15 protein-coding genes are annotated in these 16,768 nt (G+C 57.9%); 10 read left to right on the plus strand and 5 right to left on the minus strand.

Going from position 1 to position 16,768, the window contains the following annotated elements; genetic code table 11:
* Positions 1–228: 228 nt before the first annotated feature.
* Entirely contained in the window at positions 229–1,128 is a 900-nt protein-coding gene (locus tag ACR0JB_RS16865; protein ID WP_170507159.1) for a LysR substrate-binding domain-containing protein, read from the plus strand.
* A gap of 112 nt (positions 1,129–1,240) precedes the next feature.
* Here ACR0JB_RS16865 and ACR0JB_RS16870 read toward each other — a convergent pair whose 3' ends face one another.
* Together ACR0JB_RS16870 and ACR0JB_RS16875 are read right to left on the minus strand one after the other, a co-directional pair.
* Positions 1,241–2,398 carry an acyl-CoA dehydrogenase family protein gene (locus ACR0JB_RS16870; RefSeq protein ID WP_170397979.1) on the minus strand — a complete coding sequence of 386 codons (1,158 nt, stop codon included), beginning with the start codon at positions 2,396–2,398 and terminating at the stop codon, positions 1,241–1,243.
* 108 nt (positions 2,399–2,506) lie between these two features.
* Positions 2,507–3,070: a TetR/AcrR family transcriptional regulator gene (locus tag ACR0JB_RS16875; RefSeq protein ID WP_170397981.1), complete on the minus strand. Its 564-nt coding sequence runs from the start codon at positions 3,068–3,070 to the stop codon at positions 2,507–2,509.
* A gap of 258 nt (positions 3,071–3,328) precedes the next feature.
* Here ACR0JB_RS16875 and ACR0JB_RS16880 point away from each other — a divergent pair, with 258 nt between their 5' ends.
* The 6 genes from ACR0JB_RS16880 to ACR0JB_RS16905 all read left to right on the plus strand — a co-directional run bounded on the left by ACR0JB_RS16880 (position 3,329) and on the right by ACR0JB_RS16905 (position 11,747).
* Complete coding sequence (locus tag ACR0JB_RS16880; protein ID WP_217354393.1) at positions 3,329–3,793, plus strand: nuclear transport factor 2 family protein; 465 nt, start codon at positions 3,329–3,331, stop codon at positions 3,791–3,793.
* A gap of 12 nt (positions 3,794–3,805) precedes the next feature.
* Positions 3,806–4,426 carry a pyridoxamine 5'-phosphate oxidase family protein gene (locus tag ACR0JB_RS16885; RefSeq protein ID WP_480790088.1) on the plus strand — a complete coding sequence of 207 codons (621 nt, stop codon included), beginning with the start codon at positions 3,806–3,808 and terminating at the stop codon, positions 4,424–4,426.
* A 314-nt stretch (positions 4,427–4,740) separates the two neighbouring features.
* Positions 4,741–7,218 (plus strand): heavy metal translocating P-type ATPase, encoded by a 2,478-nt coding sequence (locus ACR0JB_RS16890; protein WP_480790089.1) that lies wholly within the window; start codon positions 4,741–4,743, stop codon positions 7,216–7,218.
* Positions 7,215–7,604 (plus strand): Cu(I)-responsive transcriptional regulator, encoded by a 390-nt coding sequence (gene cueR, locus ACR0JB_RS16895; protein WP_170362056.1) that lies wholly within the window; start codon positions 7,215–7,217, stop codon positions 7,602–7,604. The genes ACR0JB_RS16890 and cueR overlap by 4 nt, the downstream gene beginning before the upstream one ends.
* 95 nt (positions 7,605–7,699) lie before the next feature.
* Positions 7,700–8,572, plus strand: a complete 873-nt coding sequence (locus ACR0JB_RS16900) for an NAD(P)-dependent oxidoreductase (protein WP_480790090.1) — start codon at positions 7,700–7,702, stop codon at positions 8,570–8,572.
* A gap of 109 nt (positions 8,573–8,681) precedes the next feature.
* Positions 8,682–11,747 (plus strand): aminotransferase class III-fold pyridoxal phosphate-dependent enzyme, encoded by a 3,066-nt coding sequence (locus tag ACR0JB_RS16905; protein ID WP_480790091.1) that lies wholly within the window; start codon positions 8,682–8,684, stop codon positions 11,745–11,747.
* A 50-nt stretch (positions 11,748–11,797) separates the two neighbouring features.
* On the opposite strand, the gene ACR0JB_RS16910 is transcribed toward ACR0JB_RS16905, so the two are convergent.
* Together ACR0JB_RS16910 and hemP are read right to left on the minus strand one after the other, a co-directional pair.
* A complete protein-coding gene (locus ACR0JB_RS16910) occupies positions 11,798–12,274 on the minus strand; it encodes a hypothetical protein (RefSeq protein ID WP_480790092.1) in 477 nt (158 codons plus the stop codon).
* Positions 12,271–12,438 carry a hemin uptake protein HemP gene (gene hemP, locus ACR0JB_RS16915; RefSeq protein WP_170350842.1) on the minus strand — a complete coding sequence of 56 codons (168 nt, stop codon included), beginning with the start codon at positions 12,436–12,438 and terminating at the stop codon, positions 12,271–12,273. Before hemP ends, ACR0JB_RS16910 begins: the two co-directional genes overlap by 4 nt.
* Before the next feature lie 225 nt (positions 12,439–12,663).
* Here hemP and gph point away from each other — a divergent pair, with 225 nt between their 5' ends.
* Entirely contained in the window at positions 12,664–13,338 is a 675-nt protein-coding gene (gene gph, locus ACR0JB_RS16920; protein WP_170413588.1) for a phosphoglycolate phosphatase, read from the plus strand.
* Here gph and ACR0JB_RS16925 read toward each other — a convergent pair.
* Entirely contained in the window at positions 13,315–13,776 is a 462-nt protein-coding gene (locus ACR0JB_RS16925; protein WP_480790093.1) for a hypothetical protein, read from the minus strand. The genes gph and ACR0JB_RS16925 overlap by 24 nt on opposite strands.
* A 111-nt stretch (positions 13,777–13,887) precedes the next feature.
* Between ACR0JB_RS16925 and ACR0JB_RS16930 the strand changes: the two genes are divergently transcribed.
* Together ACR0JB_RS16930 and ACR0JB_RS16935 are read left to right on the plus strand one after the other, a co-directional pair.
* A complete protein-coding gene (locus ACR0JB_RS16930; RefSeq protein ID WP_480790094.1) occupies positions 13,888–15,780 on the plus strand; it encodes a DEAD/DEAH box helicase in 1,893 nt (630 codons plus the stop codon).
* Positions 15,781–15,921: 141 nt separating this feature from the next.
* Positions 15,922–16,701 carry a HalD/BesD family halogenase gene (locus ACR0JB_RS16935; RefSeq protein WP_170397996.1) on the plus strand — a complete coding sequence of 260 codons (780 nt, stop codon included), beginning with the start codon at positions 15,922–15,924 and terminating at the stop codon, positions 16,699–16,701.
* Positions 16,702–16,768: the final 67 nt, after the last annotated feature.

Here is a 16,768-nt window from a genome sequence, read left to right on the forward strand (position 1 = left end):
CTGATCCTGTGTGACTTAATCCGGAGTGTTGCCGCAGCAGCACCCCCCCTTTCTTGCAGGCATTCGAGGGCAGAGGCAAAAGAAAGTCGCAAGCACCCGGGAAATAAACCTCCGATCCGATGCACAGGCTTACACGCACATACCCTGAAGAAATACCTGCATTTGTATCGGGCTGGCGCGCGGCAAAAGCCAGTGATATTCCTTTCGAAAGGTATGAGGATTTGTCATATGATCGCCCCGCGCCGCTTTTTGCCCTCGATCCCCTCTTTGCTGGCGCTTGAGGCCGTTGATCGCCTTGGCAGCGCCTCTGCCGCCGCCGAAGAGCTGTCACTGACGCAAAGCGCAATCAGCCGTCAGCTCAAGACGATGGAGGAACAGCTTGGCGTCGCCCTTATCCAGCGCAGCCAAATGCGGTTGCATCTGACGCCTGCGGCAAAGGAATATGTCCAGGTCGCCCGCAAAGCGCTGAACCAACTGGCGCAGGCGTCGCTGAAGCTCAAGGCCAACCCGACCGGAGGGTCGCTAAACCTGTCGATCCTGCCTGCATTCGGCATGCACTGGCTGGCGCCACGCCTGCAGGATTTCGCCCGCCGCCATCCAGAAGTCACGGTAAATCTGAATACGCGGCTGCGGCCCTTTGATTTCGACACGGAACAATTCGACGCCGCGATCCACTTTGGTCAACGCGACTGGGCCGGCGTGAATTACCTGCCCATTATGCGCGAAGATGTGGTGCCCGTTTGCGCACCCGATATGCTGCCCGACGACAGCGATGACATTGAGTGGTTGATCAAAGCGCCCCTGTTGCATTTGGAAACACGCCCCGAAGCCTGGGAGAAATGGTTCGCCGCACAAGGCCGCGAGGTTTCTGGGATACAGGGAATGCTATTCGATCAATTCTCGACCATGGGACAGGCCACTATCCACGGGCTGGGCGTGGCATTGCTCCCAAGTTACTTGATCGATGCTGATCTGGCAGCGGGGCGGCTTGTCCCAGCGTGGCACGGTCCGGGTGTCAGCCTTGGGAATTTCTATCTGGTCTGGCCACAATCGCGGGCGGAATCCGAACCACTCAGATCATTCCGAGCGTGGCTGCAAGGTCAGATTGATCAGGCCCCCAACACGTAAGCCAGAGGTGCAATGCGGCTCTGCGCCGCCTTCGGCCTTGCGTCCTGCCTGGCCCAACGGGAGGAGATGTTTCGTCAGAAACATTGATGACGGGCGGGAGTAACCGGTCTGATTAAGTATCCAAAGATCGGGCAATGAGTTCCTTCATGATCTCATTGGTGCCGCCATATATCATCTGAACGCGGGCATCCGCGTAAAGGCGGGCAATCGGGTATTCCATCATGAACCCATACCCACCGAACAGCTGCAAGCATTCATGCATGATTTCGTTTTGAACTTCCGACCCCCAGTATTTCACCATCGAAGCGGTCGCCGCATCCAGCGTGCCAGCTTCAAGCCGTGCGATGCAATCATTGACGAAGCTGCGCAAAACCTCGGCCTTGGTCTTGCACTCGGCCAGCTTGAAGCGGGTGTTCTGGAAATCCATCACCCGTTGACCAAATGCCTTGCGTTCTTGCGTGTACTTCACCGTCTCAGCGATGGCGAAATCAATTGCGCCCAGCGCACCGATGCCAATCGTCAGGCGTTCCCAGGGCAATTGGTTCATCATTTGGTAGAACCCCTGCCCCTCTTCCGCGCCCAGAAGGTTGGTCATAGGCACCTTAACGTCTTCAAAGAACAGCTCAGCCGTGTCATTGGCCTTCATCCCCAGCTTCTTGAGGTTACGCCCCTTGCGAAAGCCCTCGGCGCCCTCGGTCTCAACCCCAATCAGTGAAACCCCTTTTGAGCCCAGCGCCTTGTCCGTCTTGCACGCCACAAGGATCAAATCTGCCGATTGCCCGTTGGTGATGAATATCTTGGATCCGTTCAAACGGTAGGAATTTCCATCCTTGTCGGCCGTCGTGCGAATGGCCTGCACATCCGAGCCGGTCCCGGGTTCGGTCATGGCAAGCGAGCCGACCATCTCGCCCGACGCCAGTTTCGGCAACCAGTTTTGCTTTTGATCTTCGCTGCCATATGCGCTGATATAGTGGATAACGATAGATTGGATCGCATACCCCCACCCGGAATCCCCGTGCGAGGATTGCGCGTACATCGTAACTGCATCAAATCCGATGCCACCACCTACACCGCCGTAAACCTCGGGGATCGCGCCTGCCATTAGCCCTATGTCGCCAGCCTTGCGCCACATGTCGCGATCCACGACACCATTTTCGATCCAGCGTTCGATGTTGGGGATCAGCTCATCATCCATGAACCGATCCGCCATTTCGGCAAACATCCGGTGTTCTTCGGTTACCCAACTGGCGGTCGTGGTAAATAGCTGCATGCGGTATCCTCCCCAAATCTTTCGTTGATCAAGGTAGCTTTGGAGGCATTGCAATCCAATCCACCCAACGCGTTGGAACGTAACGTTCTTTTGAATGTTCGGGTCCGGTCAGACCAGCGCCGCGTCCAGCAAGACCCGGGCAGCCGCCTTAGCATCCCCCGCCGGGTCACAGGTTTTCAAGAACACAGCCGTCACAATCGCGCCTTCCTGCAATAGAACAATCTGGCAGGCCAGATGTTCTGGATCACGGGCACCGGCCTTCCGAGCCAGATCGATAAAATGATCGAGCAATATGCGCTTGTGCTCGGCGGATTGCTTGTGGATCGGGTGGTCAATTTCCTGATACTCCGCCCCTGCTTTGATGAACATGCAGCCGCGGTATTCTTTCTCATCAAACCACTCGCCCAGCGCATCGAAACTGGCGAGCAACTGGCCGGCAGGGGTATCTGCGAGCTCCTCGATCCGAGAAAAGAACTCTTTTCGGAAGTTCTCATCCCGCAACTGCAAGGCAGCCAGAATCAGCTCTTCCTTGGTGCGAAAGTGTTTGTACATCGAGGTTTTTGACACGCCCGTTTCCACCACCAGCTTGTCCATTCCGGTGGCGTGAAATCCGTCACGATAAAAGACCTGCAAAGACTTGCGGACCAGTTCATCGCGTTTGTTTGGGCGCATGTGTCACCTCCTACATGTACAGATCAGTACATAATACCGCACTGTCCTCACGGCAACCGTAGAGTGCGCTGCGGTGAAATTTCAAAATAAGACTTGCAAAAGTTTACAGATCGGTACACATTGCCAACATGATGTACCGATCAGTAAACCATGGAGCGTTCAGATGAGACACCATGCCAGCCTTTTCCCACCCCAGTACGTCCCGGTTGTTTTAACCTTGGCGATGCTTGCAGCCATACTGACATGAAAGACCACGCAATGAGCCGACCCCCGCTGCCCCCGTTCAGTTTGGAAACCGCCAAACAGAAAGTCCGAATGGCGGAAAACGCTTGGAACAGCCGCGACCCGGATGTGGTCACTCCGGCCTATACTGATGACAGCCAGTGGCGAAACAGGGCAGAATTCCTAAACGGTCACGCCGAAATCCACGCCTTTTTGACCCGAAAGTGGAGCAAGGAACTGGACTATCGTTTAATAAAGGAACTGTGGGCCTTTTCCGGCAACCGTATCGCCGTGCGCTATGCATACGAATGGCGGGACGACAGCGGACAGTGGTTTCGGTCCTATGGCAACGAGAACTGGGAATTTGCACAAGATGGGCGGATGGCCAAACGCTATACCTCATTAAACGACTTACCAATTTCCGAGGGCGATCGCCTGTTTCATTGGCAACAAGGGCCCCGTCCCGATGATCACGCCGGGCTGTCTGACCTGGGGTTGTAAAGGGGTAAAAACATGCCGCGTGCCTTTTCCGAACTGACATTTACAACAGCCGTCCGTGCGCATCAGGAAAGGATGGGCTCAGCCAAGACTTACGCCAAGTTTGTTGACGGCGGTCCGCAGCAAGGCCATCAGATCGGACCGGTTGAAAAGGCCTTTATCGAAGCGCGCGATGGATTCTATCAGTCCACCGTTTCCGAGACCGGCTGGCCTTACGTTCAATATCGCGGCGGACCGATTGGGTTTCTAAAGGTTCTGGACCCACAGACCATCGGATACGCCGATTTCACGGGGAATAAACAGTATATTTCGCGCGGGAACCTGGATGGAAACGACCGGATCGCCCTGATCCTGATGGATTATGCCAACCAGAGGCGCCTCAAGATTTTGGGTCGGGTGGAGTTTTCTGAGGGCGCGGCCGCCGCCGCCGACCTATATCCCGAAGGTGCAAAAGCCCCCGCCGAACGCGCCGTCCGAATTCGGGTCGAGGCGCTGGACTGGAACTGCCCCAGCAACATCACACCCCGCTTTACCGAAACCGAGTTGCGCCCGCATCTTAACGCGCTGGGCCAGCAACTGGCTCAGTTACAGGCCGAGAACGAAAAACTAAGACAGCAACTAGCGCAACGGTCCTGACCCCGTTGCACCCAAAATTCGCAAACTAAATCAGATAATAGGGTCCACAACCATGCTACGCTTTGCCTTGAATGTTGTTCATCTCGGCCTGATTGGGGCACTGTTGCTGGCTATGGGCCTTGCGTTGGCGTTTTTTGCCTCGCCTGAATCCGTGCGCTCCCCCCTTCCCTTTTCGCACGATTCTCTTTTGCTTGATCAGCTATCGAACAATTGATCTGCGCTGCGGAATTCTACGGATATCTGACATGACCCCTTGACCTTCCCGTGACTGGAACCCTCATCTGGAGGGTAAAAGTGACGATAGGATGAGTCGGATGGCTGCGCCACAGACAACTCAGTTGAAAATCTCTGGCATGGGATGTGCCTCTTGCGTCGGTCGGGTGGAAAACGCCTTGTTGGATGTGCCGGGTGTGTCTGAAGCATCGGTCAATTTTGCGACGGAAACAGCGCAAGTAACCTATGACGGTCAGGTCAGCGGTTTGATCAACGCACTGTCGCATGCCGGATATCCCGCTGCGACCCGGCAAACGACCCTGAAGATCGCCGGTATGAGCTGCGCCTCGTGCGTCTCTAAAATCGAGCGCGCGCTGAAAGCTGATCCGGCAGTGGTCGACGCTCAGGTCAATCTGGCCACGGAAAGCGCGCAAATCACCTATGTCGACGGCGCAACCGATCCACAGGTGCTGGCGAAACGCTGCGAAGAGGCCGGGTATCCGGCGCGCGTGGCGGACGCCGCCGACCCCCAGACCGATGGGCGCAAAACCGAAGAGGCCCATGCGCTGACCCGCGCCACCCTGTTTGCCGCTATCCTGGCCCTGCCCGTGTTCGTATTAGAGATGGGCGGGCATATGATCCCGGCTTTCCATCACTGGGTGCAGGCAAGCATCGGCACGCAAACCAGCCATCTGATCCAATTCGCGCTGACCTCAGTGATTTTGCTGGGGCCCGGGCGGGTTTTCTACGCAAAGGGCATCCCCTCGCTGCTGCTCGGATCTCCGGATATGAATGCGCTTGTGGCTTTGGGCACGGGCGCGGCGTACTTGTTCTCGGCCACGGCCACCTTTGCGCCGCAGATCCTACCGCAGGGCAGCGCAAACGTGTATTTCGAGGCCGCCTCAGTCATCGTCGTTTTGATCTTGCTGGGTCGCGTGATGGAAGCCCGCGCTAAGGGCCGCACCGGGGCCGCAATCCGCAAACTGGTAGGCTTGCAACCCAAAACCGCGCGGGTCGAAATGGACGGTCGCTTCATCGACCGTCCGATCGCCGACATTACTGTTGGGGACATCCTGCAAATCCGCCCAGGTGAGCGGGTTCCTGTGGACGCAGAGGTGCTTGAGGGCACCTCCTACGTGGATGAAAGCATGATCACGGGCGAGCCCGTTCCTGTGGGCAAATCCCCAACCGATCAGGTTGTTGGCGGAACGGTCAACGGCACCGGCGCGCTGCGCCTGCGCGCCACGCGGGTCGGGGCTGATACGGTTCTGGCGCAGGTCATTCGGATGGTCGAACAGGCGCAAGGGGCCAAGCTGCCGATTCAGGGGCTGGTCGACCGTATCACCGCATGGTTCGTGCCGGTGATCATCGCCGTCGCGCTGCTGACGATTGTCGTCTGGCTGATCTTTGGCCCTGCGCCTGCGCTGCCGATGGCACTGGTTACCGGGGTCTCGGTCCTGATCATTGCCTGCCCCTGCGCGATGGGTCTGGCGACGCCGACCTCGATCATGGTCGGCACCGGGCGCGCAGCTGAACTGGGGGTTTTGTTCCGCAAAGGCGATGCGCTGCAGCAATTGCAACAGGCGCGGGTCATCGCGCTGGACAAGACCGGGACCCTGACGCTGGGGCGGCCCGAACTGGAAAGCGTCACCACCACGAACGGCTTTGATCGCGACACCGTTCTGCGGCTGGCCGCAGCGGTAGAGGCACAGTCAGAACACCCCATTGCCACCGCAATCACCCGCGCGGGCCCGGACGATCTGCCCGCAATATCCGCGTTTGAATCCCTAACCGGGCTGGGCGTTCAGGCGACGGTGGAAGAACACGATCTTTTGATCGGGTCGCCGCGGCTGATGGCGCAGAACGGGGTGGATTTAACCACCCTGACTGTCGAGGCCGGTCTGCGCGCCAGCAAAGGTGCCACGCCCCTTTTTGTCGCCATTGACGGTCAGGCGGCAGCGCTATTGGCGGTCTCGGACCCGGTGAAGCCTGGCACGCAGGACGCGTTGGAAAGACTACACGCGATGGGCCTGAAACTGGCGATGGTGACCGGCGACAATGCCCGTACTGCACAAGCGCTGGCCGACAGGCTGGGCATCGACCATGTCACGGCCGAGGTTTTGCCGGACGGTAAACTGGCCGCGATCACCGCGCTGCGTGAACAATTCGGCACATTGGCGTTTGTCGGCGACGGTATTAACGACGCCCCAGCGTTGGCGGCGGCGGATATCGGCGTGGCCATCGGAACCGGCACTGACGTGGCGATTGAAACGGCGGATGTGGTGTTGATGTCGGGTGATCTGCGCGGTGTGGCCAATGCGGTCCAGATCAGCCGCCGCACCATGCGCAACATTCGCCAGAACCTGGGCTGGGCCTTTGGTTACAACATCCTGCTGATCCCGGTGGCCGCTGGGGTGCTGTTCCCGTTCAGCGGGCATCTATTGTCCCCTGCCCTCGCTGCCGGGGCAATGGCGTTGTCCAGCGTCTTTGTGGTCGCCAACGCGCTGCGCCTGCGCCGTGTCCGGGCTGCGCTACCCGAAACATCCCAAGATCATACATCCCAAACGGTGACGCCATGAATATCGGAGACGTTGCAACCCAGACCGGCCTGCCCGCCAAGACGATCCGGTATTACGAGGATATCGGCCTGATCAAACCTATGCGGGACGACAACGGCTATCGCCGGTTCCGCGAACAGGACGTGCATAAGTTGAACTTTCTAGGCCGCGCCCGCGCGCTGGGGTTCACGATCGAGGATTGCCGCACTCTGATGGCCCTTTATGAGGATGAAACCCGCGCCAGTGCCGATGTCAAAAAGGTTGCCCGCGCGCATCTGGCGCAGATCGAAACCAAGATCGCCGACCTCAACGCGATGCGCGATACGCTGGGCCACCTGATCGACGCCTGTGCCGGAGATGACCGACCTGATTGTCCGATCCTGCAGGATTTGGGTGGCAAACCCTGACACGGGGTTGCTCTTTGCGCGCGGCTTTGCTTTGTCTCTGCCTGGCAATCCGGCCCGCCAAATGAAATGGCCCGGACAACAGAGAGGATCACAATATGGCAAAAGTTGCGTTTCTGGGTTTGGGCGTCATGGGCTATCCAATGGCCGGTCACCTGCAGGCGGCGGGCCATGAAGTAACCGTATACAATCGCACTGCCGCAAAGGCCGAAGCCTGGGTTGCCCAACATGGTGGCGCGATGGCAACCACCCCGAAAGAGGCCGCTCAGGGCGCGGAGTTCGTCATGGCCTGCGTCGGCAACGATGATGACCTGCGGATGGTTTGCACGGGTGAAAATGGTGCCTTTGACGGAATGGCCGACGGCACAACTTTCGTTGATCACACCACCGTTTCCGCCAAGGTGACCCGTGAGCTTTATGCGGCGGGCCAAAGCAAGGGTATCGCATTTGTGGACGCCCCGATCTCGGGCGGTCAGGCGGGAGCCGAGAATGGCGTCTTGTCGATCATGTGCGGTGGTGATCAGGCCGCCTATGATGCGGCTGAACCGATCATGCAGGTCTATTCCAAGATCTGCCGTCGGATCGGCGACAGCGGCGCAGGGCAGATGACCAAGATGAGCAACCAGATCGCCATTGCCGGTCTGGTTCAGGGTCTCAGCGAAGCGCTACATTTCGCTGAAAAAGCCGGATTGGACGGTCGATCTGTTGTTGAGGTGATCAGTCAGGGCGCTGCGGGCAGCTGGCAGATGGCGAACCGCTATGAAACCATGCTGGATGATCATTTCGAACACGGTTTTGCGGTTGACTGGATGCGCAAGGATCTGGGGATTTGCCTTGAGACGGCAAACGAAACCGGGGCGTCCCTGCCGGTTACGGCGTTGGTCGATCAATTCTACAAAGATGTGCAAAAGCTGGGCGGCGGACGGTGGGATACATCTTCGCTGTTCAAGCGGTTGCGCGCGTTGGAATGACGGCATTGGGGGGCTGTCTGCCCCCTTTTGGACCGTTCGGCCAATTCACCCCCGAGGATATTTTCGGCCAGATGAAGGGGAACCTCGTGAAAATTGGACAGGGAAGCGTATGAGCGACTTGACCGTATTCTGGGCGGATGCCCTGCTCACCCATTGGGGGCTGGACGCCAAGCTGACGCGGCTGGATGGCGAATATGATCTGAACTTTATGGTGCGGGCTACCAATGGTCAGGATTATGTACTGAAAGTCATGCGCCCCGGATGCGAAGCAGAGTTCGTTGATCTGCAGGTCAAGGCATTGGCCCATATCGCGGGTGAGGCGCCGGGGCTGCCATTCCCTCAGGTCTATCCCGCCCTTACCGGGGCGCAGCTGCCGCAAATTGCCGATCAGCAAGGGCAGATGCGGCTGGTCTGGTTGCTGGAATGCCTGCCGGGGCAATGTTACGCCAAGGCCGCGCCTAAATCCGAGGCGTTGATCTTGAAATTGGGGCGTGTTCTGGGTGCCACCGACAAAGCGTTGGAGCGGTTTACCCATGACGGGCTGCATCGTGCAGAATTCAAATGGGACCTTACGCAAGCCGGTTGGATCGCCGATCGGCTGGATGCGATCACTGATCCTGCTCGTCGGGTTTTGCTGTCCGAGATTTGTGACCAGTTCGCGGCGATCTCGGGTCCGTTGGCGGAACTGCCGAAACAGGCGATCCATAATGACGTCAACGACTACAACATTCTGGTTGAGGGCGAACTGGGTCAGCGGCAGAGTATCTCGGGCCTGATTGATCTGGGCGATATGTGTGCTGCGCCGCGTGTCTGTGATCTGGCGATTGCGGGGGCCTATATCGTTCTGGATCGCCCTAAACCGGAACGCGCGCTTGCCGCTCTTGTGCAGGGCTATCACGCGGCTAATCGGCTGCGCCCCGATGAGATTGATTTGATCTGGCCCTTGCTGCGGATGCGGCTGGCGGTGTCCGTTGTAAACTCGACCCTTATGGCGATCGAGAACCCGGATGATCCTTATGTGACGATCAGTCAGGCCCCCGCATGGCGGTTCCTTGAGAATGCGGGCGTGAACGGTGACCTGATGGCGGCGCGGCTACGAACGGCCTGCGGTTTGCCCGTTACTGACGGGGCCGAACGCATCCACGCCTATCTGTCCGAACATCGCGGCCAGTTCGCCCTGATGTTCAATCAGGATCTGAGCGATGCGCCCATGGGCTCGCTGTCGGTTGAGAACTCGACCTGGCCGCAGAACCCGTTCCACATGCCACTGGAAGAGGCCGCGCGTGTGGGTGAGGAATTTGGCCAAGGCCTGTGGTTGGGCTATTACAACGAACCCCGCCTGATCTATGCCGAGCCCGGGTTCCGCAAGGGGCCCTGGAAGGCTTCGGACCGGCGCACCGTGCATTTGGCGGTGGATGTGTTTGCCCCGGCAGGCACCGTGCTGCACGCGCCGATGAGCGGCCGGGTCGAAGCGGTCGAGAACCGCGACGCCCATTTGGACTATGGCGGCGTCGTGATCCTGCACCACGAAACGCCCGAGGGCGATCCCTTCTATACTCTTTATGGTCATCTGGACCCCGAAGTTTGTGACCGTCTGAAGCCGGGCGATCCGGTGGCGCAGGGTGCGGCCTTTGCTCGGCTAGGGGACGCCAGCCAGAACGGTGGCTGGGCCCCGCATGTGCATTTCCAGCTGGCCCTGACCACGGATGGAATGCAGACCGACTGGCCCGGTGTCGGCGATCCGGATGAGATAGAGCTGTGGCACGCCGTCTGCCCCAATCCCGCGGCATTGCTGAACCTGCCAGACGACAAGGTATTCTATCGGCCCACAGATAAACAGGTGATCCTGCAGGGGCGGCACGACCACTTCGGCAGCAACCTTAGCCTGACCTATGACGATCCAGTCATGCTGGTGCGCGGGTGGAAACATCATCTGTTTGACGAATGGGGACGGCCCTATCTGGACGCCTATAACAACGTCCCCCATGTGGGCCATGCGCATCCGCGAATTCAGGCGGTGGCGGCGGATCAGCTGAAGCGAATGAATTCAAATACGCGCTATCTGCACCCTGCCCAAACGACCTTTGCCGACAAGATTCTCTCGAAACTGCCGGATCATTTCGAGGTCTGCTTTTTTGTCAATTCAGGCACCGAGGCGAACGAGTTGGCCTTGCGACTGGCCCGCACCCATACCGGCGCCAAGGGCATTGTCACCCCGGATCACGGCTATCATGGCAACACCAACGCGGCTGTTGCGATCTCGGCCTATAAGTTCAACAAACCCGGCGGTGTCGGTCAGGCCGACTGGGTCGAGCTGGTTGAGGTTGCCGACGACTATCGCGGGTCATACAAACGTGACGACCCGGACCGCGCTACAAAATTCGCGAATTTTGTAGACCCTGCAATCGCTGCTCTGCAAGACAAGGGGCACGGGGTCGCAGGTTTCATTGCCGAGACCTTCCCCTCGGTCGGCGGTCAAATCATTCCGCCCAAAGGTTACCTGCCAGCGGTATATGAGAAAATCCGCGCTGCGGGCGGTGTGTGCATTGCCGATGAAGTACAAACCGGGCTTGGGCGACTGGGTGAGTACTATTTCGGCTTTGAACATCAAGGCGCGCTGCCGGACATCATCGTCATGGGCAAACCTATCGGTAACGGCCATCCGCTAGGCGTACTGGTTACGACCAAAGAAATCGCCCAGAGCTTTGACAACGGGATCGAGTTCTTTTCAACCTTTGGCGGCTCGACCCTGTCATGCCGGATCGGCAAAGAGGTGCTGGACATCGTCGATGACGAAGGCCTGCAGGACAACGCCCGCGATATGGGCGCGCGCCTGATGGATGGTCTGCGTCAGATTGAGTCCGATTTCGGATGCGTTGGCGATGTGCGAGGAATGGGCCTGTTTCTTGGGGTTGAGCTGATCAACCCGGATGGGTCCGAGGGCACCGAAATCTGCAAATACGTCAAAAACCGGATGCGCGATCATCGTATTCTGATCGGCAGCGAAGGGCCCAAGGACAACATCCTGAAAATCCGCCCACCGCTGACGATCGAGGCCGAGGACGTCGACATGATCCTCTGGGCTTTGCGGGACGTTTTGACCGGAGTGGGTGATTTCACCCCTGCCGCAGCCTGCGATCACGGGCATCACCATGCTGGGTGCGGGTGCTGCTGAGAAATAAACCCCGGCCTAGGGAGGGCCGGGGTTCTGCGCCACGCTGCTGCCTAATGCAGCAGGGCTGCGGTGGGTTGGTGCCCGGTTGTGGGCAGCGGAATCGACGCGGTCATACGACGCAGCGCTAGTCCAAGTTCTTCTGATAATGAGGCCAGAGCGGGGGCAAAATCCGGTCGCACAATCAGGGACGCCATCATCATCGCGTCTTCACGGGAACCTTCAGAGGCCGCCGCGATCATCTGCGCAAAGCAATTTTCGTCAGCGCCAAGACAAGAACACCCCAATCCGTGACGGATCAACGGGCGGCGCCCGTGATGCGCACACAGCGAACACAGACGGTCCAGCGAAATCATCGCAGCGCGCCCGCAATCTGCGCCTAAAGCAATTTCAAAATCACTGGCGGCGTCTGCGCGGCCCTGCGCGCCGTCGCCCCAAAGCCGCAAATACATCACGGCTCCGGCTTCGATGGGGCCAAGGTCAGTTAAGCGACCAACAGCCGCCCCACCCCGAGAGGAAGTCGCACTCATTTCGTCAGGATCAATTTGCCTGCGCGGGTGATGCGCAGCGTATACAGCTGGTCGCCCAATTCGATATGGGCCAGGTTACCGCCATTGGTCAGTTCTTCGGCCTTATGCGATGGCAGCATGGATACAGCATAGGATTGGCTGGGATTCGGGGTCTGCATATTCATCAGGACAACTCCAGAGGGGGCTGGGGCGAAATGCCTTAATCTGTTCGCGTTTCACTTGATCTGGCTGACCCTGACAGGGGTTGGCTGTGGACTTGAAAAGTAATCTGATTAAAATAGTCAGGTATGTCAAGGCCCGTTCTGGTTAATTCTCCAACCTCGCACGATTGCACCAAAAATTCAGGCAGGGTACCACTTTCTCAGAATATCAAACCAAGGGGGCAGCCAATGGCCGCGACTATCATGTTTGACCTGGATGGAACGCTCGTGGACAGTCTTCCTGATCTTGCCGCGGCCGCGAACAATATGTTGCGTGACGCCGGCGTAGCGCCCTTATCACAGGACCAGATCAAACAATTTGTTGGCAACGGGCTACCCAAACTGGTGGAGCGTGTGATTGAGCATTGCGACCTGCCGATGGTCCAGCACGGTGATCTGACCCGGTTGACGCTTACCCATTACAACGCCGCCTCCAGCGATAAAACCGTGGTCTATCCCGGTGTGCTGCAGGCGCTGGAGCATTTGCGTGACATGGGCTGCGTTCTGGGGGTTTGTACCAACAAACCCGAAGCCCCTGCCCGCCATGTGCTTGAGGCGATGGGGCTTGCGCCCCATTTCGATGCCGTCCTTGGAGGTGACAGCCTGAACACCCGCAAACCCGACCCGGCCCATCTTGAGGCCAGCTTTGCCGCCGTTACCGCAGCCGGTCCGCAGTTGTTTGTCGGAGATAGCGAGGTGGATGCCGAAACCGCTCAACGCGCACAAGTGCCGTTTTTGTTGTTCACCGAAGGTTATCGAAAATCACCGGTTGCCGACATTCCACACACAGCAAGCTACGACCGATCCTCTGAATTGCCCAATCTGGTTGCACAAGTACTGCTATCTCTGGAGCAAAGCGCCTGAGAGCCTATTTCTAGAGGGGGATCGAAACGGGTCGCGGCCAGTGACTGAGGGGCCGGCCGAGGGGGTAAGTAGCCAGCCCCTCACAGGGGAAAAGTGGTATCGTCCGATATGACCCGTTCGATAAAATACAGTTAACGAATCGGCCTGAATTTCGATATAGGGGGTTTCCCGTAGCGCGCCGGACAGTGTTGAAATCACAGTTAATTTTTTCGCCCATTTTAGCGCAAACAGGGGTTTTGCCCTGAAAACAGATAAAATAGGCGAACCCTTAACGCGCTTGTAAGGCAGGACCGTGCGGCTGCCTGTCCTACCGGGCAAATGACGTTGGACAGTACAGTCCACCACCTTGGCGTTGAACTGGAAAATCCGCTGGATCACAGATTTTTTTGGAACACACCGCACGGCCGTGGTCGAAAAATCCGCCAGTTCGGCGACCATTCATCTTCCACTCTATACATCCGGTTCGTCTCTCGGTAAGGAGCGTGCTTCGACGATGATCCGTGTGTTGGACGCTCTGAGGGTGACCGCATCACCCAAGAAAGCCGAGCTATGAAACAGACAATCGCAGATGCGCTGAAGCGCAAAGGATATGACACCCTGACCCCGGTCCAAGAGGCCGTATCCGCACCTGAATTGCAAGGAAAAGACCTGCTGGTTTCGGCACAGACAGGATCGGGAAAAACCATTGGGTTCGGCCTGGCCATCGCGCCGACCATTTTGGGCGATGCGCAGGTTTTCGGCACCTCAGACGCGCCTTTGGCACTGGTGATTGCGCCAACGCGAGAGCTGGCAATGCAGGTCAAACGCGAATTGGGATGGCTTTACGCCGACGCGGGGGTGTTCATTGCCTCGTGCGTTGGCGGAATGGATATGCGCGACGAACGCCGGGCTCTGTCACGTGGGGCGCATATCGTGGTCGCGACCCCGGGGCGTTTGCGCGATCATATCATGCGCGGGTCGATTGATCTGACGGCCGTGCGCGCTGTGGTTTTGGATGAAGCCGACGAAATGCTTGACCTTGGGTTCCGCGAGGATCTGGAGTTCATTCTGGATGAAACGCCCACAGACCGCCAAACACTGTTGTTTTCCGCCACGGTTCCGCGCGCCATTGCCACCCTTGCCACCCGGTATCAACGGGATGCCGAGCGTGTAAGCACCGTCAGTGAACGGACGCAACACGCCGATATCGAATACCGTGCAATGAATGTGGCCCCGCGCGATGGTGAAAACGCGATCATCAACGTGCTGCGTTATTACGAGGCCCCGAACGCCATCGTCTTTTGCAACACACGTGCGATGGTTGCACGCCTGACTGCCCGCTTGTCGAACCGTGGGTTCTCGGTTGTGGCTTTGTCCGGTGAACTGACCCAAAGCGAACGCTCAAATGCCCTGCAGGCCATGCGCGACGGGCGTGCCCGCGTCTGTGTGGCGACCGACGTGGCCGCGCGCGGGATTGACCTGCCGAATCTGGATCTGGTGATCCATGCCGAACTGCCCAACAGTCACGAAACTCTTCTGCACCGTTCAGGTCGAACCGGGCGCGCGGGGCGCAAAGGGGTCAGCGCCCTGATCGTCGCACCGGCTTCGTTCAAAAAGGCTCAACGGCTGTTGAAATTCGCCAAACTGACTGCTGATTGGGGTCCGGCACCTTCCGCAGACGCAGTCAACGCACAGGATCTACAGCGGATGTTCGGCTCGGACGACTGGCAGGTGGATCTCGTCGAGAGCGAGCGCACATCGGTCGACGAACTGGTGGCCAGATTCTCGCCGGAACAACTCGCCGCGGCCTATGTCCGTCAATACAAACGTCAGCATTCTGCTCCGGAAGAGTTAAGCGACGTCAAAACCACAGGGACAAAGTCAGAGGCACCTTTTGGCCCGAGTGTGTGGTTTTCGCTGTCGGAAGGACGCAACGATAACGCGTCTCCGCGCTATGTTCTTCCCATGGTGTGCAAGGCCGGGAACCTCACCAAATCCGATATCGGCGCGATCCGCATCGCTGACGATGTGACCTTTATCGAAATTCGCGAGAGCAGCGTTTCCGGATTTTTGGACGCGATCGGACCTGAGATGAAGGTCGAGGGCACAAAAGACATCGTGCGGCTGGACACGGCCCCCGACTTTTCGAAACCGACAAAGACAGGCCCAAAACGAGGTGTGAAAGGCAAGAGAGACCCGCAAAAGTCTGAGCGCAGACCGCCTCGCCTTGTCGATCCACAGCCTGCGAAGGCGCGAAAAAAGACGGCATCAAAGCCGCCTGAGAAAACCAAAGTCGACACTAAGCCCAAGCGCGATGGCGATAGCCTAAGCAGTAAAGGCAAAAAACCAAACCGCAGCCCAAAGGGCCCGCCGCCGCCCAAGGGAAAGCCAAACAGCAAGAAAAACCGCGCACGCGCTGCCGCGGCAAAGGGCGGCAATTCTGTACCGAGACGTTCCAAGTAAGCTGAAACGTTCCCCCGACCCGAATTCGCCTGGGTTCGTTCTTGGGAGGCAAACAAGCCGCACTGAAAAAGCAGCTTTTCTCGCGCTGTCAGAAAAGGTTTAATCCACCCGTTCTAAGCTTTTGCTAAATGGGTCAGTGGCATGAATATTGCAGACATCGTCGACTTTGGGCGTTACCCTCTGGGAAATGAAGATTTCGGTACGAAGGCAAGATCGTCACTGAATGAAAACGGTGTCTTGGTCCTTGAGGAATTCATCCGCCCCGAGGCACTGGCAATGATGCAAGCCGAGGCTTTGACGGGACAAGACCAGGCATATTTCTGCACTCAAAGCCACTCGGTCTACCTAACGCCGCCAAATCCAGAGTTTGACGCATCACACCCGGCAAATCGGCAAGTGGAGTCGTCCAAAGGATGTATCTGCGACGACGTGGTGTCACCGGCATCGCCCCTGCGCACCCTGTATAACGACCCATCATTCCACAGCTTCATCAAGCAGGTCACGGGCGAGACTGAACTGCACCCTTATGTCGATCCGCTGTCATCAATTAACATTCACTACGCAACCCGAGGGCAAGAACTCGGTTGGCATTTCGACAATTCCTCGTTCGCAATCACTTTGCTGATCCAGAAACCCGACGCCGGTAGCCGTTTCGAATATGTAAAGGACCTGCGGGACGCGAGCGCAGGCGACATGAACTATGAAAGTGTCAGGGCCGTTCTGGACAAGGAACTAAAGCCACAAGTTCTGAACATGGATCAAGGCACGCTGGTTCTGTTTCGCGGTAGAAACTCCATTCACCGGGTCTCTCCGAATGAAAGTGACAAGACAAGAATGCTCGCCGTGTTGGCCTATAACTCGGAACCTGATGTTGAACTGTCAGAGAGTGCCCGCATGACATTTTACGGTCGATTGAACTAACCTTGGCTTATCGCAATGCAGCACGAACATGCGCTGGATGGGTTCTGAAAGGCCTGTGAAAGCGCCA

Source organism: Ruegeria sp. BI7, from assembly GCF_056537925.1.